This window comes from Bacillus sp. FG16 (assembly GCF_057809515.1).
The window spans coordinates 22,952-47,820 of the sequence record NZ_JBMDKC010000011.1; the positions used below are offsets into that span (position 1 = coordinate 22,952).

At 34.9% G+C, this 24,869-nt stretch carries 21 protein-coding genes, 2 pseudogenes, 1 riboswitch and 2 other annotated features; of the genes and pseudogenes, 6 read left to right on the plus strand and 17 right to left on the minus strand.

What is annotated here, in order from left to right; all coding sequences use genetic code 11:
• Positions 1–2: 2 nt before the first annotated feature.
• Complete coding sequence (locus tag ACODS7_RS06355; protein ID WP_098628955.1) at positions 3–707, plus strand: polysaccharide deacetylase family protein; 705 nt, start codon at positions 3–5, stop codon at positions 705–707.
• Positions 708–750: 43 nt separating this feature from the next.
• On the opposite strand, the gene ACODS7_RS06360 is transcribed toward ACODS7_RS06355, so the two are convergent.
• The 8 genes from ACODS7_RS06360 to ACODS7_RS06395 form a co-directional block, all read right to left on the minus strand.
• Complete coding sequence (locus ACODS7_RS06360; protein WP_001088185.1) at positions 751–2,088, minus strand: sodium-dependent transporter; 1,338 nt, start codon at positions 2,086–2,088, stop codon at positions 751–753.
• Between the two features lie 295 nt (positions 2,089–2,383).
• Positions 2,384–2,606, minus strand: a binding site (T-box leader).
• A gap of 245 nt (positions 2,607–2,851) precedes the next feature.
• Complete coding sequence (locus tag ACODS7_RS06365) at positions 2,852–3,346, minus strand: hypothetical protein (RefSeq protein ID WP_243168810.1); 495 nt, start codon at positions 3,344–3,346, stop codon at positions 2,852–2,854.
• A 103-nt stretch (positions 3,347–3,449) separates the two neighbouring features.
• On the minus strand, positions 3,450–4,277 hold the full coding sequence (locus ACODS7_RS06370; RefSeq protein WP_098628957.1) for a DUF4037 domain-containing protein: 828 nt from the start codon (positions 4,275–4,277) through the stop codon (positions 3,450–3,452).
• Between the two features lie 92 nt (positions 4,278–4,369).
• Positions 4,370–4,882 (minus strand): GNAT family N-acetyltransferase, encoded by a 513-nt coding sequence (locus ACODS7_RS06375; RefSeq protein WP_098138292.1) that lies wholly within the window; start codon positions 4,880–4,882, stop codon positions 4,370–4,372.
• A 78-nt stretch (positions 4,883–4,960) separates the two neighbouring features.
• Entirely contained in the window at positions 4,961–5,878 is a 918-nt protein-coding gene (gene cysK, locus ACODS7_RS06380) for a cysteine synthase A (RefSeq protein WP_000762271.1), read from the minus strand.
• A gap of 10 nt (positions 5,879–5,888) precedes the next feature.
• Entirely contained in the window at positions 5,889–7,100 is a 1,212-nt protein-coding gene (locus ACODS7_RS06385) for an MFS transporter (RefSeq protein WP_001149415.1), read from the minus strand.
• A gap of 211 nt (positions 7,101–7,311) precedes the next feature.
• Positions 7,312–8,571, minus strand: a complete 1,260-nt coding sequence (gene hflX, locus ACODS7_RS06390) for a GTPase HflX (protein WP_098628958.1) — start codon at positions 8,569–8,571, stop codon at positions 7,312–7,314.
• A 485-nt stretch (positions 8,572–9,056) separates the two neighbouring features.
• Positions 9,057–9,593, minus strand: coding sequence for a cobalamin biosynthesis protein CbiN (locus ACODS7_RS06395; RefSeq protein WP_142333769.1), 537 nt, complete (start codon positions 9,591–9,593; stop codon positions 9,057–9,059).
• 200 nt (positions 9,594–9,793) lie between these two features.
• Here ACODS7_RS06395 and ACODS7_RS06400 point away from each other — a divergent pair, with 200 nt between their 5' ends.
• On the plus strand, positions 9,794–10,777 hold the full coding sequence (locus tag ACODS7_RS06400; protein ID WP_097984032.1) for a ketoacyl-ACP synthase III: 984 nt from the start codon (positions 9,794–9,796) through the stop codon (positions 10,775–10,777).
• A 46-nt stretch (positions 10,778–10,823) separates the two neighbouring features.
• On the opposite strand, the gene ACODS7_RS06405 is transcribed toward ACODS7_RS06400, so the two are convergent.
• From ACODS7_RS06405 to ACODS7_RS06420, 4 genes are all read right to left on the minus strand, one after another.
• A complete protein-coding gene (locus ACODS7_RS06405; protein WP_016082095.1) occupies positions 10,824–12,098 on the minus strand; it encodes an MFS transporter in 1,275 nt (424 codons plus the stop codon).
• Between the two features lie 208 nt (positions 12,099–12,306).
• Positions 12,307–14,055, minus strand: coding sequence for an MDR family MFS transporter (locus tag ACODS7_RS06410; protein WP_098138294.1), 1,749 nt, complete (start codon positions 14,053–14,055; stop codon positions 12,307–12,309).
• 36 nt (positions 14,056–14,091) lie between these two features.
• Positions 14,092–14,631 (minus strand): PadR family transcriptional regulator, encoded by a 540-nt coding sequence (locus ACODS7_RS06415; protein WP_000678333.1) that lies wholly within the window; start codon positions 14,629–14,631, stop codon positions 14,092–14,094.
• A 152-nt stretch (positions 14,632–14,783) separates the two neighbouring features.
• Complete coding sequence (locus tag ACODS7_RS06420) at positions 14,784–15,587, minus strand: polyphosphate kinase 2 family protein (protein WP_016082097.1); 804 nt, start codon at positions 15,585–15,587, stop codon at positions 14,784–14,786.
• Positions 15,588–15,991: 404 nt separating this feature from the next.
• Between ACODS7_RS06420 and ACODS7_RS06425 the strand changes: the two genes are divergently transcribed.
• A complete protein-coding gene (locus ACODS7_RS06425) occupies positions 15,992–16,456 on the plus strand; it encodes a hypothetical protein (protein ID WP_000823337.1) in 465 nt (154 codons plus the stop codon).
• A 29-nt stretch (positions 16,457–16,485) separates the two neighbouring features.
• Positions 16,486–16,641 (plus strand): annotated as a pseudogene (locus ACODS7_RS06430) (DNA mismatch repair protein MutT); the annotation flags it as partial.
• A 29-nt stretch (positions 16,642–16,670) separates the two neighbouring features.
• Here ACODS7_RS06430 and ACODS7_RS06435 read toward each other — a convergent pair.
• The 3 genes and pseudogenes from ACODS7_RS06435 to ACODS7_RS06445 all read right to left on the minus strand — a co-directional run bounded on the left by ACODS7_RS06435 (position 16,671) and on the right by ACODS7_RS06445 (position 19,825).
• Positions 16,671–18,296, minus strand: coding sequence for a YndJ family protein (locus ACODS7_RS06435; protein WP_088115714.1), 1,626 nt, complete (start codon positions 18,294–18,296; stop codon positions 16,671–16,673).
• A 5-nt stretch (positions 18,297–18,301) separates the two neighbouring features.
• Positions 18,302–18,913 (minus strand): DUF4166 domain-containing protein, encoded by a 612-nt coding sequence (locus ACODS7_RS06440; protein ID WP_029441962.1) that lies wholly within the window; start codon positions 18,911–18,913, stop codon positions 18,302–18,304.
• A gap of 4 nt (positions 18,914–18,917) precedes the next feature.
• Positions 18,918–19,825: pseudogene (locus tag ACODS7_RS06445) on the minus strand (DoxX-like family protein).
• A gap of 191 nt (positions 19,826–20,016) precedes the next feature.
• Positions 20,017–20,203: riboswitch (Lysine riboswitch) on the plus strand.
• Positions 20,204–20,405: 202 nt separating this feature from the next.
• On the opposite strand from ACODS7_RS06445, the gene ACODS7_RS06450 reads away from it, so the two are divergent.
• A complete protein-coding gene (locus ACODS7_RS06450; RefSeq protein ID WP_098628961.1) occupies positions 20,406–21,635 on the plus strand; it encodes an aspartate kinase in 1,230 nt (409 codons plus the stop codon).
• Between the two features lie 228 nt (positions 21,636–21,863).
• Positions 21,864–22,316, plus strand: a complete 453-nt coding sequence (locus ACODS7_RS06455) for a VOC family protein (protein WP_016082104.1) — start codon at positions 21,864–21,866, stop codon at positions 22,314–22,316.
• Between the two features lie 266 nt (positions 22,317–22,582).
• On the opposite strand, the gene ACODS7_RS06460 is transcribed toward ACODS7_RS06455, so the two are convergent.
• Both ACODS7_RS06460 and asnA read right to left on the minus strand, forming a co-directional pair.
• Positions 22,583–23,032 (minus strand): helix-turn-helix domain-containing protein, encoded by a 450-nt coding sequence (locus tag ACODS7_RS06460; RefSeq protein ID WP_098628962.1) that lies wholly within the window; start codon positions 23,030–23,032, stop codon positions 22,583–22,585.
• Positions 23,033–23,174: 142 nt separating this feature from the next.
• The gene (asnA, locus tag ACODS7_RS06465; RefSeq protein WP_000284912.1) at positions 23,175–24,158 is read right to left on the minus strand and encodes an aspartate--ammonia ligase; all 984 of its coding nucleotides are present in this window, start codon (positions 24,156–24,158) and stop codon (positions 23,175–23,177) included.
• Between the two features lie 70 nt (positions 24,159–24,228).
• Positions 24,229–24,487: a binding site (T-box leader), on the minus strand.
• Positions 24,488–24,869 lie beyond the last annotated feature (382 nt).

Below are 24,869 nucleotides of genomic sequence, written 5' to 3' on the forward strand. Positions count from 1 at the left end.
TTATGAGGGAAAAAATTATCATTACAATCGTTACACTATTCTTTATTATCACGGCATTATTCGGAACATACAAATTGATGAACGCAAGAAGCTTTCAATTATTTGGAGATTTAACACAACGCGTAGAAACAAATGAAAAAGTGATCGCTTTAACTTTTGATGATGGCCCTACTAACAATGTAAAACAAATATTACCGTTACTAGATAAATACAACGCTAAAGCTACTTTCTTTTTAATTGGAAATGAATTAGAGAAAAGTCTATCATTAGGAGAAGCTATCGCGCAATCTGGGCACCAGCTTGGAAACCATACATATTCTCATAAAAGAATGATTTTCAAAACACCTTCTTTTATTAAAGATGAAATAGAAAAAACGAATTCATTAATCCGCCAAACAGGATTTACAGACGAAATTGATTTTAGACCGCCTAACGGAAAAAAATTAATTGGACTACCCTATTATTTAAATAAAAATAATATTGAAACGATTATATGGGATCTTGAGCCCGATACTTTTTATAAATCTGCGGCTGATAAAATTAAATATGTTAATAAAAATGTAAAACCAGGTTCTATCATTTTACTGCATTCTATGTATGATGAGTCTGATGACAATTTAAAAACGATTGAAGGTATTTTAGATTCTTTATCTAAGAAGGGCTATCAGTTCGTAACAGTAAATGAATTGCAAAAAAGAGCAAAATAAAAAGAAAGGTAGCGTATCTTTGTATGATACGCCACCTTTCTTTTTATATAATGCCAAGTACATTTAAGAATACGATAATAATCGCAATTGGTGCGATAAAGCGAAGTAAGAATAACCATAATACGAATAGTTTATAACCTTTATTTTTACTTACACCTAGCTCTTTCATTAATACATCTTTCTTCATTTTTAAAGGAACAAAGATAGAAACTAATAATACACCAAGTGGCATTAAAACGTTACTTACTGCATAGTCCGCTAAATCAAAGACTGTCTTTCCGAAAATCTTCAGATCACTTAATATACCGAATGATAATGCTGATGGTACCCCAACAACGAAGATTAATAACCCTACGATTAAGGCCATTTTTTCACGTTTCCCTTTACCTTTTGATGTTAACGATGCAACACTAATTTCTAACATCGAAATTGCTGATGTAATCGTAGCGAAGAAGAATAGTAATAAGAAAACGATGAAGAATAATTTTCCGAATGCCATTTTACTGAAAATAGCTGGCAACACGATAAATAATAGTCCCGGCCCTTGAGATGGTTCCATTCCAAATGCGAACACAACTGGGAAAATTGCAAGTCCTGCAAGTAATGTAATAACAAGAGTTAAGGCTACGATAGAAAATGCTGAACGTGGTAAGCTTTCTTCTTTCGGTAAGTACGAGCTATACGTTACCATAACGGCTACCCCGACAGATAATGAGAAGAACGATTGCCCCATTGCGTATAATATAACTTCTGATGTTACATGTGAGAAATCAGGTTGTAAGAAGAAACGAACGCCTTCTCCAGCACCATCTAATGTAAGTGCACGAACGATTAATACAAAGAATAAAACGAATAATGCTGGCATGAAATATTTATTTACTTTTTCAACACCATTTTGTACACCTTTACTTACGATGAAAATAGTAATAAGGATGAATAATAGCTGTGATCCAACTGCTAAATATGGATTGGAAATGATTTCACCAAACGTAGCTTCGTATGCTCCATTTCCTTCCCATAGTCTACCTGTAATTGCATTCCATAAATATAATAAAATCCAGCCTCCTACAACACTGTAGAAAGAAAGTAATATGAAACATGTTACAATTCCTAATTTACCTAACCAAGGCCATAACGTTTTAGGAGCAATCTCTCTATATGCATCGACAGCCTCTTTTTGTGTACTTCTTCCAATAACAAATTCAGCTAATAATAGCGGTAAACCAATTAGTAATGTGAAACCGATGAAAATAAGGAAGAATGCTCCGCCTCCTCCAATGCCGGCCATATATGGGAATTTCCAAATCGCCCCAAGGCCAATTGCCGAACCTGCTGCAGCTAATACGAAACCTAATTTCGATGTCCATTGCTGTGAATTCATTTGTTAATCTCCTCTCTGTCTCTTTTTCTTTGTTACAATTCGTATTTATATTGTTCTATCAATACTCTTTTCTAATACGTTCACTTCCTCCCTAATAAAAAAACGTCCCTACGTAAATACGTAGGGACGACAAAAATATCGCGATACCACCCTAGTTGTGAAGAACACTAAGAAGCAACCTAAATAAAAACGCCCCTACGCAAAAACGTAGGGACGATAAAATATCGCGGTACCACCCTAGTTATGAAGCCACACCAAAGTTAGGACCTAAATAAAAAACGTCCCTACGTAAATACGTAGGGACGATAAATATCGCGGTACCACCCTAGTTGTGAAAAGATCTTCACCACTTTATTTGATAACGGTATAAACTACCGTCTTTCATTTCCTCATAATGCGAGATTTATGAAAGATGCTCCAGGACGAACTTCATGAATAATCTATATACTGATTCACACCAACCATCAGCTCTCTGAAATAGGGAGATATTCACTACTATACCCTTTCATTGCCCAAATATTATTTTCCGAATTGATTACTATCATTTTTATCACACATTAAAAATAGTGTCAACTTATATTTTGAATTTTTATGTATTACAATCTATTTAAAAATTCGAAATGTGAGTTTTAGTTTAGAAAACAAGTGGATTAGTACATAACGAATTCTAACAGGCAATAGAAAAAGAATTACGTATTATTGATACTTATTCAATAATACAACTGACCTAGAAACATAACCTGCCTCTATCTGTATTAGTTTTTTAAGAGTTTGATGGATACCAAGAAAATTTTGCATCACTATCCAGTGGCCTATTTTTCGTTTCTTCTTTAATTACACAAAACCATTCATTTAGAATTTGAGTTTTGGACAATTGAGCAGCAAGGCTATCTTCCCAAATTATATGTGAGAACCAGGCTTTCGTTTCCCATTCAAACTGCAATTGTGCGAACGAAATTATAGGGTGATCAGCTTCACGAAATTGCTCATTTACTGCCTTTGAAACTTCTAGGGCTTGCGGTAACAACTCGTTCTGAATTCTAATTCTTATCGTCTCATTTTCTAGCTGATCCCAGAAATACAATTGTCCATTTATTTGATAAAAAATATCAAATGAAGCCTCACCTTTCTTCAAATTCAATAATACGAAGGCACGTTCCACATCATTGTCAGCCGCCTTTACAGCATTAACAATTATATTTTGTGCCATTGATACCCAGTAACTAGTCGCTTCCTCTACCGGTGATTCAACATACAATTCTTCACTTAATTCATGAAGAGTGGCTTCTTGCTCATTTACTTTTTCAACTTTTTTAAAAAACCTATTAAAAAACCCATAACTTCCCCCTTATTACTATTTTCTATTTCACAAAATAAAAAATAGATTTTTCTTGCTCATCCACATTTACTCCTGGCGCGTATGTATGAACTTGTTGCAACACTTCTTCTATTAGCAACTCTAACTCCTGCACACTATTTTCTGGATTCCCTATTAATGTATCCGCCATACGTTCATATAATTTTTCAGGTTTAATAGTCATTCGTTCCACATTATTAGGCATCCATTTAAACGCCGGATCGTGTACGTACATTTTATTCAAACCAAATAAAACACCGAATACGTTCCTTTGTACTTCGCAAATAACGTCATAAAGCATAAGCCAATCTTTCCGTTTTAAAAGCGCCTTTCGATTGTGCCAACGATTACTTAACCATAGATTTTCTGAAATCATTCGTTTTGCTAGTTCATCTGGATATGCCGCTACTCTATCTTTTAATTCATTCACTTTCCCTTCTCCATACAAACTAACACCATCATGAACGGATGATACAATACATTGTTTTTCATAACTTATATCATATTGATTCACCACATCCGAAATCACTTTCTCTACTGTCTCTGTTAAAAAGTTACTAATCTCTAATTTGATTCCCTCTTTCGTTAAATACGTTTCCGACCATTCTTCTTCCTCATACGGATGATACGATAATATTGTCCCATCAATATGATGAATAGGAGCCCTACGGTCCTCATCTTCTGGCGGTGTTGACCATAAAATATGTAATTCTATATCTGAATGTTCATCTTCTAGCTTTCTAGCTACTGAACCTGCTAAAATAATAGCTTCTACTTTCGGATTTTGCCTATAAATCCCTGACATCTCTATTGCTTTCTCTTTTAATCCCATTTCATTTCCCCCTAAAATTGCAGTAATCCCCTATATTTCATTTATCTATTTCGATATTACAGCTTGCATTACCTTTTCGAATTTCTACCAAATCATATTTCTACCCAATAACGTTGAACAATTTCACCAGTATGAGAAGAAACTACTTCATTTTCTAACACACCACCAACCTTTTGAATCGTTTTAGCAGAAACGATATTGGATTTATCGCAAGTTATTAACACTTTCTGTAATCCTAATTTTTGCGCTTCAGCTAATGCAAGCTTTAGTTGTTTCGTAGCGTAACCGTGGCGACGTTTATTTGGATGGACACTATATCCAATATGACCGCTTTCCCGTAATAATTCTGGATTTAATCTATGTCTAATATTCACAAAGCCTATAAGTTCCCCTTTTTCAAAACTTAAAAACTGGCTAGATGGCACTCGATTAGCTAGTAAATTCTCTCCTAGTTCTTGTTTACTCACTTTTTCAAACCATTCATCAAGAGAATCAAAGTTTTGTAAAGAACTACTTCCATGTGGTTGTTCCCCTGAGTGTAAAAATGCGTGTCTATACGCCATAATATGCTCACTATATTCATGGATTGGTTTTAATAGTTTCATTGTTCTTCTCTCCCTCTTCATTCCATAAAACAAACACCTTAATAGCAGCTATTCACTATTAAGGTGTTTCTATCCTTTTTATTCAAATAACCCCATGCTCAAATAACGTTCACCTGTATCAGGCGCAATACATAAAACTTTTTTACCAGCGCCTAGACGTTTCGCTATCATGATTGCAGCGTAAACAGATGCTCCAGAAGACGGCCCAACTAATAATCCCTCTTGTCTAGCTAAGTTTCTCATTGTCGTTAAAGCCTCTTCGTCTGCAATTTGAATAATTTCGTTATACACTTCTGTATTTAAGTTTTTCGGGATAAACCCTGGGCTTGTTCCTACTAGTTTATGAGGACCTGGTACACCACCTGATAAAACGGGAGATCCTTTCGGTTCCACTACTGCAATATATAAGTTTGGTAATTTCTCTTTTAACGTTTCACCAGTCCCTGTAATCGTTCCGCCTGTTCCTGCCGTTGCAACAAAAGCGTCCAGCTCTCCATCCATTTGTTCGTAAATTTCAAGCGCAGTCGTATAACGGTGAATATTCGGATTAGCTGGATTTTCAAATTGTTGCGGGATAAAACTATTCGGTATTTGTTTTTGCAGTTCTAACGCCTTCGCAATTGCTCCTGGCATTCTTTGTTCTGCTGGTGTTAAAACTACTTCTGCTCCGTATGCTTTCAATAAATTAATACGCTCTTTTGACATATTATCTGGCATAATTAAAATCGCTTTATACCCTTTAGCTGCTGCATTCATCGCTAAACCAATCCCTGTATTCCCGCTTGTCGGTTCAATAATTGTATCTCCTGGTTTGATGAGACCATTTTCTTCTGCAACGTGAAGTAAATTATAAGCAGCACGGTCTTTCACACTGCGCGATGGATTAAACATTTCTAGTTTCACATACACATCTGCTGCGTCTTCCGGAATAAATTTAGATAATCGGACGACAGGTGTATCTCCTATTAATTCCGTAACGTTTTCACACAATTTCATAGCGCATCCCCTATTCTATCGTTTTCTTATCACTTGGCAGTAACCATGAAGTGAGTCCAATTAATGGTAGACAACTACATAATAGCATAATAAATTGCAGGCTATATATATCTGCTAATTTCCCAAGAACTACTGCACCTAATGCTCCAAGTCCAAACGCAAGACCTACGATTAATCCTGACACCATTCCCACTTTTCCAGGTACAAGCTCTTGTGCATATACAACAATTACACTAAAACTACTTGAACTAATAAAACCAATACATAAAAATAACGGTACAACCCACACGAGCGAAACGTGAGGTAATAAAAGTGCAAGTGGAGCTGAGCCAAGCATTGAAAATACAATTATCTTTTTCTTACCGAATCGATCTGCTAACGGTCCTCCGAAGAAAGTTCCTAACACACCAGCAATCATAAATGCGAATACGAAATACTGTGCATTTTTTATAGATAAACCGTAATGCTCTATTAAGTAAAATTGATAGAAATTACCGATACCAGCACCGTACCAAGAACGTACAAAAGTAAGAAAAACAAGAAGTATAATAACGAATTTAATGTGTGTACTTACAATTGCATTTTCCGCCTCAAGCGCAGCTCTCTTTTTCCTTCTTATAGCGCCGGTTGCTAATTCATTTTTGTACCAATTCGATACGAAAATTAATAATACAATTCCTACTGCTGCAAATGCTGTAAAACCTAATGAACCAATTTGACCGAGCGGAACGAAAATTAGCGCTGTAAAAATTGGAGCTAAAGAATTCCCCGTGTTTCCCCCAACTTGATAAATCGCTTGCGCTAACCCTCGTTTTGCACCTGCCGCCATATACGCAACACGAGCGCCTTCTGGATGAAAGACTGCGGAACCTAAACCAATAAATAAAACAGAAATAATAACAATAATAAAGTTTGGTGCAAACGCGAGTCCAATCATTCCAAGCATACTTGAAAACATCCCGAGTGGTAATAAAAATGGTGACGGCTTCTTATCTGAATACATTCCAAACACCGGTTGCATAATCGATGACGTCATATTTAACGCAAACGCAATCCATCCTACTTGCATATAGGATAAATTCATTGTTTTTTCCAAAATAGGAAACAACGCCGGCACAACTGCTTGCATCGAATCATTTAAAAAATGTCCAAAGCTAATCGCAAATAAAATTCGATATATTGTCGGTGTTTCTACAGTGTTTTTTTGTGAAACTGCCTGCATATATGAATCTCCCCTTTCTGTACAAAATATATATTTATTACAGTAGGTGTAATAAATTCTGAGTTTTGAAACATTTCTATTCTATACTGCTTTCATTTCTTTTTCCAGAAATATAACTTAACTCCCGTCATTGGCTTGCATCCTTGTAACTTTCAGCGATAAAACATTACAAAAAAAGACAACCCAATCACATACTGGGTTGCCTCTTACATTAAATTGCAAAACACTTATACTTCTCGTAATCGCTCGTCTTACATTCTACCTCTAATTTCGTACCTTCGTTTTCGTAACTCGTAGATAAAACGTGTGCATGATTATTGAAATACGAAACTACCTGTCCTTGATCATATGGAATTAACATTTCACACTTCGTATATTCTTTATAAATATGGGAGCGAATCATTTCTACCAGCTCTTCAATGCCAACATGTTTCTTCGCAGATAAATACACGCGATCTTCTTGTACTTTCGGAATTTCAACATCCACCATATCTGATTTGTTATAAGCATAGATCGTTGGAATATTTTCTACTCCAATTTTCTTTAACGTTTCATTTGTAATATCAATTAATTGTTCATAATTTGGATTTGCGTAATCTACGACGTGAATAAGTAAATCCGCTTCCGCTACTTCTTCTAACGTTGAACGGAACGCTTTCACAAGATGATGTGGTAATTTACTTACAAATCCAACTGTATCTGTTAATAAGAATGATTTATTATCTGGTAAATCAATATTTCGTACAGATGTTTCTAACGTCGCGAATAACATATCTTTTTCAAATACTTGCTTTTCTTCTGTACCATTATAAATTTCAAGCATTGCATTCATCGTCGTTGACTTTCCTGCATTCGTATAACCTACTAATGCCACAACAGGTATTTCATTTTTCTTACGCTGCTTTCGCTGCGTTTGACGCTGGGCAACGAGCGCTTCTAAATCTTTATTCAAAACTGAAATTTGTTCTTCAATTTTACGACGGTCTAACTCTAACTTCTTCTCACCGACACCTTTATTTTTCGTACCAACGCCGCCACTCTGTCTCCCTAACGATTCACGAAGGCCGATTAAACGAGGCATCATATACTGAAGGTGTGCTACTTCTACTTGTAGCTGTGCTTCTTTCGTTTTCGCACGTTGCGCAAAAATATCTAAAATTAAAATGGTACGATCAATTACCTTACAATCTAAATCCTCTTCTAAATTTCGAATTTGTGAAGGAGATAATTCATCATTAAAGATGACCATATTCGCATCTATTTCTTGTACATACGCTGCTACTTCTTCAATCTTTCCTTTTCCGATATAATGCGATGGATTTACTCGTTGTAAATTTTGCGTTACTTGCCCAATTACCTCTACATCACAAGCTTCCGCAAGATTTGTTAACTCTTCCATCGAATATGCAAAATCATCTTCATTACCTACATTTACTCCAACTAAAACTGCTCTTTGTAATACTTCTTCCATATATTTATTCCTCCATTTCGATTACGTAAAATAAAAAACACAGGTCGCGCTGCCTGTGTTTTCGTAAACGGATAAGGGTTCACCGAAGAAATAGAAGAAAGCTATGCTTTCATCCTATTTTATAGTCAAAAAGTCCCAAGATTGTATACGTATCCACAATAAGTGTTCACTTATACAATCCCATTCTATTTATAAAGGCAAAACAAAAAGAGGGCGTATTCGTCCCTCCCTCTTTTTCACATATAAGCTTAATAAAGGGTTCCTTTAAAATAGGCAGACCAATCCCGTTCACTCTGTACACAGACAGAGCCTTTGAGCGCTATTCAATTATTGGCACAAAGTATTGAGACGTAATCTGATTAAGATCAAAGGAAGCCCCTCCGTTCATTTTAAGTTACATAAAGTGTAGCATAAGTAATTCGCTTTCACAAGGTTTAACAACCTATATCACACTAAAGAAAATCGTTATATTTTTACTTTAATCGTCATTTTTTGCGAGTTTTTCTCACAATAAAAATAACAAAAGCAATTATCCATAAAAGCCCCATGGAAATAATAGCCACTTGCCACAAACTCAAACCGCTCACCATCTCACCCTTTAAATCCACTTTCTTCGTCGGAACAGACTCTTTTGCAATTTGACTTACAACCGATTTGTCCGCCCCTGCCTCTTCCAATCTCTTCGTTCCACTACAACTATGTGTATGTAATTGTTTTTCTGATCCTCTTTGAGTAGAAAATACTAAGTACTCTCCTCCTTCTACAAAGCGAAACATACAATCACCACCCTTTGTATATACGATAATTTGCGAAGAAGTTGTCCCTTTCCAAATTTTCTTCACCTCAAATAACACTTCAGTTCCGACCTCTTCTTTCCTTCCAACCTCAATTACTTTCCCCTCAAACACTACATCGTTTTTTTGTAATGCATCTTCTGTTGATACTTTAATACAATCACAAGCATAAGATTTCTCAGGAAAAATAATAAGAATAAAGCTACAAATGATGATGACAGGAAACATGTGTAAAATTCTTTTCAAGGAGCTGAACTCCCTTCATTATCAATTTTAGAAACTTCTCGTATATTATTTTTACAGCACTCGCCAAATTCCTTCATAGCAAGTTAATCATTATCGTTTTAATACAACAAAAATCTTTATTGACATTTTTATAACCTGATATTAGTATCAGGTTATAAAAATAAAAGTTAGGAGATGTTCCTATGCATTCTAAATCTCGTATTACTGCAATTGGTACTTATGTTCCAGATCAAATATTGTCTAATAACGATTTAGAAAAGATGGTCCATACGAATGATGAATGGATTGTACAAAGAACAGGAATGAAGGAAAGAAGAATCGCTAGCGATGAAGAATACTCCTCAAACTTAGCCATTAAAGCAATTGAAAATTTATGTACAACATATAAGAAAAACTTAGAAGATGTCGACTGTATCATTGTCGCTACTACTACTGCTGATTACGTTTTCCCTAGTGTTGCTTGCCAAATACAACAATACTTCAACATACCTCATACACTAGCTTTTGATTTAAATGCAACTTGTGCTGGTTTTACATATGGACTACACGTCGGTAATAGCTTAATCACTTCTGGATCACATGAAAAAGTACTTGTCGTAGCGACAGAGACATTATCTAAAGTTACTGATTATACCGATAGAACGACCTGTATTTTATTCGGTGATGGTGCTGGAGCTATTTTATTAGAAAGAGATGAAAACACCCAAAGCTTTATCGCTGCTCACATGGGAACAAACGGTGATGGCGGCATTCATCTATATAGAACAAACTTATCTACTACTATGAATGGCACACCACTGCAAACAAATGAAAAAATCGTTCAAAATGGAAGAGAAGTATATAAATGGGCAACACGCACAGTACCAAAAGGCATAAAAAATTTATTACATACCGTAAATATGCAAGTAGATGATATAGACTGGTTCATACCCCACAGCGCTAACTTACGAATGATCGAATCTATTTGCGAAAAATCTCAAATTCCAATACAAAAAACATTAACGAGCGTGGAATATATGGGGAATACCTCTTCAGTCACCATTCCACTCGCTTTAAATTTAGCTATAAAAGAAGGGAAATTAAATAACGGAGACACACTTTTACTATACGGATTTGGTGGCGGACTTACGCATTTAGGGCTTATTGTAGAGTGGAATTTAATTTAAGTGTATAAAAAGAGGCTCTAGTCAGTAACTAGAACCTCTTTTTCATTTAATTTCTTGCCCCTTTTCGAGACCATATCACAACAGGAATAAGTAATAACGCTAACACGCCTCCAGCCAATGACAATGCCGCATAACTTGAATTCGCTACTACCATACCTGACATTGCTCCACCAGAAGCTCCAGCTAGCGCAATAAAAACATCTATTTTCCCTTGTGTTTTAGCACGTGTAGACGGTGTTGTGGAATCAACGATTTGTGCTGTACCACTTATCAATCCGAGGTTCCATCCTAGCCCAAGTAAAGACAGAGCAACGATTAATAATAATAAAGAATCACTTGGCGCTATCGCAGCTATGACACCCGCTGCAAGTAAAATCACTCCACCAGCTATGCTCATTGTAGTTCGGCCAATTTTATCAATTAACATTCCTGTAACGAGAGATGGAAGATACATTGCACCTACATGAAAACCTATCACAAGTCCTACTGCACTTAAACCGTGACCGTGGTGTCCCATATGAACTGGCGTCATCGTCATAATCGCAACCATCACTATTTGCGTAAGTATCATTACGATTGCTCCAACTGTAATACCTCGTTTATTTTCTTTCGCTTCTTCTGTTATTGGTTGTCCTTTATATGTATGTTCCTGTTTATATCTTTCTATTATGTTAGCAATAATCAAAGGATCTGGACGAAGCATAACAAAAAGAACTAGACCCGCCAGTATAAATGCTGCTGCCGATAATATGAACGGACCTGCAAGTTTAGGAACTCCAATTGATTGAGCAAAACTACCCATTACTCCTACTAAATTTGGTCCTGCAACTGCACCAAAAGTCGTCATTACCATCGTAATACTAACAGCCGTTGCTCTCTGCTTCTTATCTGCTAAATCTGTACCTGCATAACGAGCTTGTAAATTCGTAGCTGTACCGGCACCATATATGAGTAAAGAAATAAGTAAAAGAATAATGCTATTTGTTAAAGCTGCCATTACAACACCAATTGCTCCAAATCCACCTACTATAAACCCTGTTGCAAGACCTATCCGGCGTCCATATCGTTGCGAAAGCTTCCCTACTATGAAAGCTGCTAATGCCGATCCCAATGTAAACATAGCAGTTGGTAATCCTGCAAATGCATCTGTTCCAAGCATTTGCTGCGCAAGAAGTGCACCTACTGTAATACCAGCAGCTAGTCCTGCACCGCCAAACATTTGTGAAATGCTGACGATTATTAACGTTCGTTTGTATAGTTTTTGTTGCTCTTCTTCTGTGTACACATGATTATCTATTAAAGCCCCTGCCTTATCTAGCAATTCTCCATCCTCCTTTTAAAATTAATCCCTCTTGTTAATGTACTATGTATAACGTTACATATTCAATGGCATTTTCCATTCATCCCTTTCATTCTAAAAAACTTTCTAATCATACTCGACTTATCCCATGCTATATTAAAAATACTACTATTCACAATATGCAAGGAGAAAACAATGAAAAAAACAGGCTGCTATAGCCTGTTTTTCTTTACGCTTCTTCTACTAATCTTCCCCTTCTCTTTTTACTCAAAGCTTTCCCTTCCCAAAACAACAAGCTTACGAAAGCACAAATTAAAATAATTGGCACACTTGCTTTATATAAATCTGTAAAACTCATAGCCATCTGATTCTTGGCATAATGATTCACATCATTTGAAAATGTGAGTACTTCTTTCTTTATACTTTCCTCTTGTTTTTCAACTTCTTTTGTCACTTGCCTCATAACTTCTTCTCTTTTTACATCTCTATATTCTACTGGAACTTCTCTTAATATTTCAGCCGTCTTGTCGCGAATCAATTCTTCCTTTTTCTCTTTACTTAATCCCATTGCCATTGCATTTTGTTTCTTATTTATATTAGACTCTAAACTTTGATTCTCTATTTTCTCTTTAGTCATTTGTAAAATTTCAGCTTGCTCAGCACTATTCACATGAATATTCCGCACCTTTTCTTCTGCATAACGATATACCTTTTCTTTATTTACAGTTAAATTGTGAGTTAAGTTAGAGACAAATATTGCGACCGCCAATACAATTCCAACTTGTCGTAACATTGATACAACACTTTGAGAAGCAGTTAGTAATTCTCCTTCAAATGAAGACGCACTTAAAACTGTAATTGGCCCCACTACTAAACCATATCCAACACCTAATATCATACATGGAATAATAATTTCTATATTTGTTGAATGAACATCGATCATTTGCAACCAATAGTAGGCTAGCCCCATAATAAGAAATCCTGACAAAATAATAGTTACTTTTCCGAGTTTTTTAATTAAAGTTGCTGCAACTGGTGAGACAAAAAATATCATTGCTGAAATAGGTGTCACTAAAAAAGCCGCTTCAATTTCCGTTCGACCTTGTAGTTTCGTCAAGAACGTCGGAAGCAATACAGTAACTCCAATTAAAAATAAATTACTTAATATAACAACGATCGACGCTCCGACAAACATTCGATCTTGAAATAACTTTAAATTCACCATTGGGTTATGAATCTTTCGTTCTACTAAAACAAATAGAATAAGAGAAATAGTACTAATTATATAACAAGACAAAGCAATATTACTTTGCCATCCCCATGTATTACCTTTTACTAATATGAGAGTAAATGAAAAAATTGCTGTGCTACTTAATAGTAGTCCTATCCAATCTATTTTTGAGATAATACGTTCTTCATTTTTTATTTGTAGCATGATGCAACATAACACGATTCCTATTATACAAACCGGAACATTAACGAAGAACACCCATCTCCATCCTAAATTTTGCGTAATAATTCCACCTATTACTGGTCCCATAGCAGCTGACAATCCTTGTGTTACTCCTAAAATCGCAAGCGCAACATGCCTTTTAGCTAATGGCATAGCTGATACACCAATTACCATACTTGTTGGAAATAAAATCGCTGCCCCAATACTTTGTATAAAACGAGAAAAAATAAGAAAATCACCTGTATTAGCAAAAGCGCAAAGTACCGATCCACCACCAAAAATCATCAGACCAAGAATATACATCTTTGCTTTTCCAAAGATATCAGCTATCCGCCCTAACGGAATGGCAAGTACTGCAATCGTCATTGTATAAACATTTAATACCCAAGACATCTTTTCTAATGAAGTATTTACACTCGATTGTATTGCCGGTAAAGCTATATTCATAATTGTCGTATCAATCATACAAAGAAAGATACCTAGACACATTAAAAAGACAATCTTAATACCCTTTGATTGCTCCATCTTTATATACCCCTTTATTTATTGTGAACGCGTTTTTCATTCTTCTGTTTTATTGTTTTCTTTCGCCTCTAACTCTTCTAATTTTTTCTTCAAAGTCTCCACTTGTGCACTATACGATGCAATACCTACGTCTAGTGAAATTTCTTCGACGAAAGTAATACCTACTCTCCACTTTTCATATTTCAATCGAAGATCTGCAATGTACGCTTCTTTTCTTTCAATTTCATCTTTAATCCATTTTTTTATTGTTACATCATCACTATAGTTACCAAAATACATTCTCATTAAAAAATCCGAACGTAAAACATCCTTCTCTACAGGTGTCTGCATGTATTGATAAAATTCTTCACGCCCCTCATCTGTAATAAAGTACATTTTCTTATTCGGTTTTCCCTCTTGCATGACAACCTCTTTTTTTATTTTCCCCTCATTCTCCAATTGTCGTAACGTTGGATAAATCATTCCAAAACTTCCATCAAAAAAATGAGTAAATACGTCTTCAAACACAATTTTAATATCGTAACCAGACAATTCCTTTTCCATTAATAAACCTAAAACAACATCTCTTCCCTTCAAAGTAAAACCCCCACATATCATATAATCAATAATCATATTAACAATGTTAATATGATTATTGATTATATACCTTATTCTGTTAATTGTAAAATGTTTCTAAATAAAAAAGCCCCATAATTTGGTTTCACCAATTCACAGGGCCATTTTCTTATTTACTCTTTAACACCTACATCTTGCAAAACTTCAATATCCTCTTTCATTTCATAATAATAAGAAGGCAATTCTATACCATGTTCTAAGAAATAATCTTCTATGAATGAAATAATGATTTTTAACGTTTTCACACGGGCATACAATTTATCGTTACTTTCAATAATATGCCACTTCGCATTTGGCTTACTTGTTCTTTCAAACATGTCTTCCATCGCTTCAACATACTCATCCCATTTTTCACGATTACGCCAATCTTCGTCTGTAATTTTCCATCTTTTCAAAGGATTTTTCTCTCTATCTTTAAATCTCTTTAACTGTTCCTCTTTACTTATATGATAGAAGAACTTCCCTATTATGTAATGGTCATCTGTTAGTAGTTTTTCAAAATCATTAATCTCATCATATGCTCTCATCCACTCTTCCTTTGTAGCAAAACCTTCAACACGCTCAACTAACACACGACCGTACCATGAGCGATCAAAAATAGTAATTTGCCCGTACTGTGGAATTTTGCGCCAGAAACGTTGCAAATAATGGTAACGTTTTTCATGAGGTGCAGGCGCTCCAATTGGATTTACTTGGAACCCACGTGGGTCAAGATGTTCCGTCACCCGCTTAATTGCCCCACCTTTACCAGCCGCATCCCATCCTTCCATAACAAGCATAACCGCGATTTTTTCTTCTTTCAAAATTTGTTGTAATGCTAATAAGCGCCTTTGATATTTTTCGAGTTTCTTATTGTACTTAGATTTTGATTCAATTTTTTTCGTTAAGTCTACTTTAGCAAGATGTCCATTTTCCATAAAACAAATCCCCCTTGTTGTATGACAATGTTATTTTAACATATTTTTGGCAATTTTTTCATATCCTAAAAAGCTGTGTAGAAACATCTCTACACAGCTTCCTTCTCTAATTTCACATATATAAGCACATTTAACTACATTAAAATAAATAATTTATACGGAACTCTTAGTATATTCTTTTTATTAAAACGTAAAAATAGCCCTTTTAAAAAGGGCGGCAATCTAAGTATAGAAAAAATAAATTTATTCTTTCTTACTACATACGTAATTATGCCAGCTATAAGAGTAGTGAATAAGATATTAATTCACTACTCACAATACCCACTTTACATTATATGGTATATTTACTCGTAAAAAGAAGATAATAACAAGTAAATCCATTAAAGAATGGGAGCTCTCAAAAAATGAAACGAAAAATATTAACTCTCTTTACGCTTATATGTTTAGCACTACCAATGCAAGCTAGTGCTTACACATTTCAGTCACTACCGATTGCATCAAAGTCTAAACAATGGTATGTCGAAATTGATAAATCTCATAACTCAAACAAGCAAGCAATCCAGCCGAAACAAGGTGTATTTGATACGTATAGTTTACTCGTAAAAAACATCGGTCATGATGTATCAAACGTATCCGTGGAAATACTTGATAACAATCCTACCTCTAAGGCTACCTTTAAACCTACTACACCTAATGAAAATATTTCTAAAAGTCATACAAGCTTTGACTACATGGTATTCCCATTAGACTTTAATAGTCATAATTTTAAAGTTGTGATCACTTGGGAAGAAAAGAATTTCTCTTATAACGGCCATCCGGTAAATGAAGGTAAAAAAATGAAACAAACATTTGTATTTAATGAAGAATAAGTCCTAATTTCTTTAGGGCTTATTCTTTCTTATGGATACCAATCGATACAGCACTAAATCTTCCTATGCAAGATTGGTTTAAAGAAAGATTCCCATTTTTTTTTGAAAAAGGCACTTTTGAAATTCAACGTGTTTGGGATGATGAGCTAGATAAACAAGTTTCTATGACAATTACCCATACATAAAAAAGCTTGGAAACCTATCCAAGCCTTTCTTACCTCTGTGCAATTCTTTCAATCTTATAATGAATATGTAAAAATTCAAGTCCAAATAGCCACATGCTATGATGAGCTGTTAACATTTCATCCTTACCCTCTGTAATGATGAAAGTCTCTGCTAACGGTAAACGGATTGTTAAGAACCGAGTATGTAAATAAATCCCCTCATCTCCCTGGCCATTTTCTCTTAACTTACTAGTAATGATTAAATCATGATTATCATTACATAGCCTCAAAATACCAGTCATATTCGAATAAGGTAAAGGCAAGGCGATATTCATATATGTCTCATCCTTATTTGTATGCTTTGAATAAAGAGCTACAAAAATAGATTCACCTGCTTCATTTTTCCTTAGCCAAGCTCTTACATTCTCTCTTCCATCTTCCTCATCCATTACACCAATGATAGAGCCATGCATCGGTTCCCACTTGTCGCCCATTCCTAAATGTATTTGTCCTACACGCTTGCTCATTTTCTCATAACAAAATGCAAATGGGCGGAACCAATGAGCCCATTTAATATTCGATTGCAACTCATACTCTGTTGTATTTTCATAAAAATGAATAATGGTTAAAGGAATCTTCGTTGCTTCAAATGCCTCACTATGAAAATCATTCATTTTATCAACTAAACCATTGTATTCCTTACTGTCTACTAAATTTCTGCCATATAAAAACGCTTCACCAATTGCCACATTTCCTCTTAACTTACTCATTGGTTTTCCGTAGTATTTATAATTCGGAACACTCTTTTCGATCATCCAGCCAACAAATGCTGGTAACGCTACTCCAATTCCATTGACAACACCGTGAATCCAAACCATTTGGGTAATTGTAATCGTCATTACATGCTTCAAATTCCCATATGAGTATATGAGTGAGAACATAATTGTAACCATGAGCGTACTAGACGAAATGATTAGAAGAATCTTTGCACTGATAGTATTAAATTTTGCTCTCCAAACGTAAAATCCATATCCATAAATCGCACATAAATATAGAAACACTGCAAAAAATTCAAATATTCTCGAGTATGTAATTCCTATTGCAACTGTCATAGGTGAAATCATGATGATAAACATAATAGCATCATATACTTTACTTCTCTTTTCTCTTTTTCTCCCTATTAAACCAGCTGATAATGGCAATAGAAACGCCGAATAATGAAAATGTGCAGCTGTGAGTAAAACAATGTCCGAGCTAAAATGCATAATTGAAAGTTTTGCTACTGAAGCAAAAAACCAAAAACCACCTAAAAACAAATAAATAAACGCACTATCTATGGCGGTCTCTTCTAACGGCTTCCATCCTCTTTCTAGCAATCTACTTACACCAAATAACGCAACAATTCCTGTATATACAAACCAAACTAGCGCAAATACATAGTGATTTGTGACGAAAGCTAGCATTGCACAAATTGCTGCGATTGGATATAAAAACGATACGAATTTATAAAATAATAAATACGATCCATCTCTTTTTCTTTTATCAATAATACAAAACGATATTGGTATAAATAATAAAACAGATAATAATATAATTGCTTCAACAGGATTTGTATTCGACCGCTCACATAATAGAAAAACAACATAACAAGCAAGCCCAAATATTATATTTTTCATATCGTTTATTTCCTTTCCACAAATGTTCCCTTATATGAAAAAAGCGAGCCAATTAACGGGTTTCGTACTTGTACATGAATTCGAAAACATTGTAGTTCATCATCATAACTTTCAACAATTTTTGCTTCACCATACAAAAATTTTGGTAACGGAATTTTTCTTCCAAACATATAAAACCATTGTTTCTTTGAAGAAATATGCATTGCACCTAACTCATCGATATGAAAATGCAGTGTAGAAACGAGTAAATGTGGTTCGCCAAAATAATCTACAATTTCATTTTCTTTTTCATCCAATTGCATAACTGCATTAAAATATCTTTTCTTATTATGAAAATAAAAAGTACGATTCCACCTTACTAATTCTTGTCCATATTCATCTCGCTCAGCTGTATTTTGTATCGTAAATGGAATTTCCTCTCCTCGTTCTGAGAAAAACATTCGAAACCTCGATGCAATTTTTAATATGAATTTTACGAAAAAAGAACCACCGTAAATTTCATCCATCTTTCCTTCCCCTGTAAAACTATTTTCTTCTGTAATCGCATAACGCTTCTGCAATTCAGGATGAAGATTTTTATAGATATCCCCTAATAATCGTTCATACATATTAGCCATACACTTATCCCTTTCTCGTCCTCTTGCAATTTTTCGCGCTTGGTAAATCGAAACTATTTATATAACCGACAATTGATAACCCCATTAGAAGAATATTTAATGTAATCGGATTAAACGGACCTGTAAAGCTTGCAATATTCGTAAATCCTGCCGCTATCGTTAGAACCAATAACACAATAATATGCAGGATAAATAATTTTCGTTTTGTTAGTGGCAACAGCCATACGACACCGAAAATTATTTCTAACACCCAATTATTTTAAGTATATATACACTATTTTCATTTGAACCGATTAATACAGAAAGCATCTTTACTTCTTCTGAATGAGTAAACAGTAGTTTTGGCACTATCCCTTGATATATCCATACAAAAGCAAATAAAAAACATACGAGCCAATACGTCATTGTTCTTCTAATTAGTAACCTAGGATGAAGCCCCTTTTCTAACCATAATTTTAAGGCATCAAAACTCCAAGCCGTCGCCCAACCTAATAACGGACGAAAAATATAGGAATCTATTACATTTCCTATACGACCAAATCTTGTATCATAATCATATTGTGTCTCAAAATGGATGTATTCTTTATTCGGCGTATACTTCCAATAACCACGTCCTATTTGAATAAGAGATAATGTATTATCCGTCCAAAATTTTAAAGAGGAAATTCTTTCACCAGTTTCTTTTCTTATTTCACCTATTGATTCCCCTTCTCCAGCTATTTCAAGCCCAAATCCAATCTTTGTTTTATACAAAAACTTCTGTGGTTCTCCTTCTTTTTTCTCTAAATACGAAATTTCAGTAAAGCGAGCATCCCACTCTGTATGTATATCTGGTTCTTGCGTATATCCCCATAATTTTTCCATCTTCGTTTTCATTTTTGTCGCAACATAAATAGGCTGTTTCCTTTTCATTCTCCCACCTCCTATGCACTATAAGTTTAATGTACATGCAATGAATTTATTTTGCTACATTTTTCACAAACTTCCCTGTAAAAAGAAAGAATTTTAAAAATATATATAAAACACTTGATTCCCCGAAAAATTTAAATTATTATAAAACAAATGTTACCAACAACTTCATAAATCAAACACTCTCGCCTAAAACGTGAGATAGAGGTTGCGATACTTATGAGTATTCTAATGGAGACACAGAGATGTCTATGAACTTAGATGAAAGGAAGTATTGCCGAAATTGATAAGTTTCTCTGCATTTATCAATTGGGGCTGTTTTCGAATAGAAACAGAACTGTCATATGTACAGACGTGTATGTATGAAGAGCTATCTACAAAAAAGAGATATCATTTTTTATGATATTCCTTTTTTGGCGGTTTTTTTATTAGCTCCGTTTTCTGTTTCCCTTTTCCTGTAACAGCACCATCCTCACTTATTTGAGATGGTGTTTTTTGTTTGTCTTTCTGGTAACTACAGGAGTATTGGGATCTATATATTTCCTAATCTATTCTTAAAAATAGACGAAAGAAGGAATTTGTAATGGAAACAATTGTTCAAAAATTTGGTGGCACTTCTGTCGGAAGCGTCGAACGCATTCAACATGTAGCAAATTTAATCATTGAAGAATATGAACGAGGTCATAGCGTTGTCTCTGTCGTTTCAGCAATGGGAAAAAGCACGGATGAACTTGTCGCACTCGCTAACGTTATTACAGAAGATCCAAGTAAACGTGAAATGGATATGCTTCTATCTACAGGAGAACAAGTAACTATTTCATTATTAACAATGGCACTGCAAGCAAAAGGCTATCATGCAATTTCATTAACAGGGTGGCAAGCTGGTATTACGACAGAATCTGTACATAGTAGTGCACGGATTACTGACATTCATACAGATCGTATTCAATCTTATCTTGCTGAAGGCACGATTGTTATCGTAGCTGGTTTCCAAGGTATAAGTGTAGAAAATGAAATTACAACGCTTGGCCGTGGTGGTTCTGATACGACTGCTGTCGCACTAGCCGCTGCACTTAAAGCAAAAAAATGTGATATTTATACGGATGTGACAGGCGTATATACAACGGACCCACGAGTTGTAAAAGATGCTTACAAATTAGACGAAATTTCTTATGACGAAATGTTAGAGCTTGCAAATCTTGGTGCTGGCGTATTACACCCGCGAGCTGTTGAGTTTGCTAAAAATCATAACGTAGTTTTAGAAGTTCGCTCAAGTATGGAACAAGAAAACGGAACAATTGTAAAAGGAGAATGTAACATGGAACAACAATCAATCGTTAAAGGTATTGCATTTGAGGATAACATTACACGTGTCACAATTAAAGGACTAGAACAAGGATCGCTTTCAACAGTTTTCTCTACATTAGCAGCAGCACACATTAATGTAGATATCATCATTCAAAGTATTACAAATGAAGGAACTGTACATCTCTCCTTCTCCATTCACTCGAATGATTTAAGAGAAACTTTAAAAGTTTTGGAACAAAATCAAGAAACTCTTCACTACGAATCTGTAGAACATGAAAATCACTTAGCAAAAGTATCAATTGTAGGATCTGGCATGGTATCTAACCCTGGTGTCGCTGCAAATATGTTTACTACTTTAAAAGAAGAAGATATTCATATTAAAATGGTAAGTACATCAGAAATTAAAGTGTCTGTCGTTATTGACCGCCTTCATTTAGTAACAGGGGTTGAGGCGCTGCATCAATCATTTATGGCGAAAATTGAGCCTTTAGTGCAAATGAGCTAATTTGATATGCTCAGTAACACTTATAAAAAAATCATATTAATCTACTTCCTTCCTATTAAATAAAAGCTGTTCGTTAACAAGATGCTATATGACATATAAAAAAACACCTTGTCACCTTTTCCTATACTACGACAAGGTGTTTTTGACTGAAAGGAATTTGTAACTACTTAGTAGTATAATTATGAGGATGATTAAATAATAAACTTTTATACATAAGGAGATAAGAATATGGCAAAAAACAAATTACTACGAATGGACAATGTCAGCATCGTTGTAGAATCCCTTGATAACGCAATCTCTTTCTTTGAGGAGATTGGCTTGAACCTCGAAGGGCGAGCCACTATCGAAGGTGAATGGGCTGGTCGCGTAACTGGACTCGGCTCTCAGTGCGTAGAGATTGCTATGATGGTCACTCCAGATGGCCACAGTCGAATTGAACTTTCGCGATTTCTCACCCCTCCTACTATAGCAGATCACCGAAATGCTCCTGTAAACGCCCTCGGTTATCTACGCGTCATGTTCACCGTTCAAGATATTGAAGAAATGGTATCCAGACTCACTAAGCATGGTGCAGAGCTCGTTGGCGAAGTAATTCAGTACGAGGACTCGTATCGTCTCTGCTACATTCGTGGAGTCGAAGGAATTTTAATCGGTTTAGCGGAAGAACTCAGTAATAAATAAGCAAGTGACGTTTTGTAAAAAGGCGCTATCATTGAATAAAACGTAGACTCTTAAGCGACTTTATTATTATATTTTTGACCCCGTCCTAACTTTAGAACGGGGTTATGCTTGTTTGAGCTTTTAAAATTAAATAACTTTATTATCATTTTACATATAGATTTCAAGGATCTACCCAAATAGCTTTCATATTACCAATATCCCAAAATCATTATAAAACAATTAAAATATTCGTTATACCCTTTCCTAGGAAATATAACTAACTCTTCTCACTTTTTATCACATATATCTTTTCGCTCTTTCCCTTGAAAAAATGATCTATATTCATTCAAAATAACTTTCTTAACATCAGAGTAAAAAACCATCATGAATAACGCCATTCCTAATACAACCACCTGTACTTTTTCATAATCAATAAACGCACTCATAATTAACAAACCAAATCCAATATAAAAACCAAACTCATTCTCTTTTTCAAAATCCTCATCTTCTTCATCAATATGTATTTTTTCTTTAATATTCTGTTTCCCTTTTATTAACTCATCAAGCGTAACATTGTACATTTCGCTTAGTAAAATTAGATTATCAATATCAGGATAACTTTTATCATTTTCCCATTTGTATACTGCTTGCCTTGTCACACCAATCTTTTTAGCAACATCCTCTTGCGAAAACCCCTTTGATTCTCGTAGTTTTTTTAGCTGTTCTCTTATGCTCATAACGTCCCCTCCTTTAACAAATTATTACATAAAAAGAGATATAAATGAAAGAAACCATTAGTAAAACTCTCTGTAAACCATTCGTTTACACAATTAAAAAAAGAGGGAATAGCTCTATATTTAAGTTATTCCCTCACTTCTATTAAAACAGATGAATGTTTTCTTTTTTACAAGCTGCACGTAAATCGTCAGGCCATACAGAAGATTGAACTTCACCGATATGTGCTTTACGTAAGAAGTACATGCACATTCTTGATTGTCCAATGCCACCGCCGATTGTTAATGGTAGTACGTCTTCTAATATACCTTTATGGAAATCATACTCACGTTTGAAGTCTTCACCAGTTTTCGTTAACTGCTCATCAAGTGATTTACTATCAACACGAATTCCCATTGATGATAATTCAAATGAAGATTGTAGTACTGGGTGCCAGAATAAAATATCACCGTTTAATTTCCAATCGTCATAATCAGCCGCGCGTCCGTCATGCTTTTCACCTGAACGAAGTGCATCACCAATTCCGATAATAAAGACTGCACCGTGTTCTTTTGCAATTGCGTGTTCACGATCTTTCGGTGTTAATTCTGGATATTTATCTTCTAGTTCTTGAGAAGTAATGAAAACAATCTCTTCTGGTAAATACTTTCCAAGGAACGGATATTTTTCAAATAAGTGATCTTCTAAATCTTTGAATATTCCATAAATTGTTTGTACTGTTTTTTGTAAGTAATCGACAGTACGCCATTCTTTTTGAACGATTTTTTCCCAATCCCATTGGTCAACGTAAATGGAATGTGTTGCATCAAGTTCTTCATCACGACGAATCGCGTTCATGTTTGTATATAAACCTTCACCAGCTTCGTATCCGTATTCATGTAATGCAAATCGTTTCCATTTCGCTAGTGAATGAACAATTTCTAATTCTTCTCCTGAATGTAACATATCAAATTCAATTGGGCGTTCTACACCGTTTAGGTGATCGTTTAATCCTGATTTTTTCGTTACGAATAATGGTGCAGATACGCGGAATAGTTCAAGGCGTTTTGCTAATTGGTCCTCGAAAAATGTTTTAACTTCCTTAATTGCGATTTGAGTCTCTCTTACTGTCATTAATGATTGATACATGGTGGTTTCCTCCTAAAATGTTTGGATGTTGTGAAAAGAAGCCAACAAAAAAAGCCCTTCTTTCCCAAAAAACTGGGACGAAAGGCTTTGGTTCCGCGGTACCACCCAAATTAGCAACAGAGGTTGCTCACTTATACAATACGGAGATGAAATATCTCGATACTGTTCTTCTTGTAACGGCGAAGTTCCCGGCTAAGTCTACTTTCCTATAAAGGATTTCGGTTAGCAACTCCAGGAGGTTCTTCATAATAGGCTTCGTATCAGGCTCACACCACCCCTGACTCGCTTAAACTACGTCCTACTACTACTCGTCCTTTCATAGTCGTTTTGTTGTCACATCTCTGAAACATTTTATTAATGATTATTCTATACAAAAAATAAAGAAAGTCAACAAAAAGTTTTAAAATGTTTTTCAATTCTTTATTTTACGGCTTTATTGATTGTTGTTAATTTAACATCTTTACTTTTTCTGCCTCGTCAATCCAAAAAATGTTTCACTGACCGAAACTAACGTATACACAACAATTAATGTGATCGTTCGGAATATAGAATCCGCAGTATTTCTTATTATTTTCATTTTCTTTATAATTCCTTTCAGTTTACTTGCAATTTCATGATATACTATAGCATTCAAGCAGTTTATTTTTACTTAAAGCAATCATAGTCATTTATAAAGAGTATTTTCTAAATCATTGACTATTATCAAATAAG

Excerpts from the sequence above, each read along its gene's own strand:
- ACODS7_RS06355 (WP_098628955.1), top strand. The coding sequence starts at position 3 with ATGAGGGAAAAAATTATCATTACAATCGTTACACTATTCTTTATTATC.
- ACODS7_RS06360 (WP_001088185.1), bottom strand. The coding sequence starts at position 2,088 with ATGAATTCACAGCAATGGACATCGAAATTAGGTTTCGTATTAGCTGCA.
- ACODS7_RS06370 (WP_098628957.1), bottom strand. The coding sequence starts at position 4,277 with ATGGGATTAAAAGAGAAAGCAATAGAGATGTCAGGGATTTATAGGCAA.
- ACODS7_RS06375 (WP_098138292.1), bottom strand. The coding sequence starts at position 4,882 with ATGAAACTATTAAAACCAATCCATGAATATAGTGAGCATATTATGGCG.
- cysK (WP_000762271.1), bottom strand. The coding sequence starts at position 5,878 with ATGAAATTGTGTGAAAACGTTACGGAATTAATAGGAGATACACCTGTC.
- ACODS7_RS06385 (WP_001149415.1), bottom strand. The coding sequence starts at position 7,100 with ATGCAGGCAGTTTCACAAAAAAACACTGTAGAAACACCGACAATATAT.
- hflX (WP_098628958.1), bottom strand. The coding sequence starts at position 8,571 with ATGGAAGAAGTATTACAAAGAGCAGTTTTAGTTGGAGTAAATGTAGGT.
- ACODS7_RS06395 (WP_142333769.1), bottom strand. The coding sequence starts at position 9,593 with ATGTTTCCTGTCATCATCATTTGTAGCTTTATTCTTATTATTTTTCCT.
- ACODS7_RS06400 (WP_097984032.1), top strand. The coding sequence starts at position 9,794 with ATGCATTCTAAATCTCGTATTACTGCAATTGGTACTTATGTTCCAGAT.
- ACODS7_RS06410 (WP_098138294.1), bottom strand. The coding sequence starts at position 14,055 with ATGGAGCAATCAAAGGGTATTAAGATTGTCTTTTTAATGTGTCTAGGT.
- ACODS7_RS06420 (WP_016082097.1), bottom strand. The coding sequence starts at position 15,587 with ATGGAAAATGGACATCTTGCTAAAGTAGACTTAACGAAAAAAATTGAA.
- ACODS7_RS06425 (WP_000823337.1), top strand. The coding sequence starts at position 15,992 with ATGAAACGAAAAATATTAACTCTCTTTACGCTTATATGTTTAGCACTA.
- ACODS7_RS06435 (WP_088115714.1), bottom strand. The coding sequence starts at position 18,296 with ATGAAAAATATAATATTTGGGCTTGCTTGTTATGTTGTTTTTCTATTA.
- ACODS7_RS06440 (WP_029441962.1), bottom strand. The coding sequence starts at position 18,913 with ATGGCTAATATGTATGAACGATTATTAGGGGATATCTATAAAAATCTT.
- ACODS7_RS06450 (WP_098628961.1), top strand. The coding sequence starts at position 20,406 with ATGGAAACAATTGTTCAAAAATTTGGTGGCACTTCTGTCGGAAGCGTC.
- ACODS7_RS06455 (WP_016082104.1), top strand. The coding sequence starts at position 21,864 with ATGGCAAAAAACAAATTACTACGAATGGACAATGTCAGCATCGTTGTA.
- ACODS7_RS06460 (WP_098628962.1), bottom strand. The coding sequence starts at position 23,032 with ATGAGCATAAGAGAACAGCTAAAAAAACTACGAGAATCAAAGGGGTTT.
- asnA (WP_000284912.1), bottom strand. The coding sequence starts at position 24,158 with ATGTATCAATCATTAATGACAGTAAGAGAGACTCAAATCGCAATTAAG.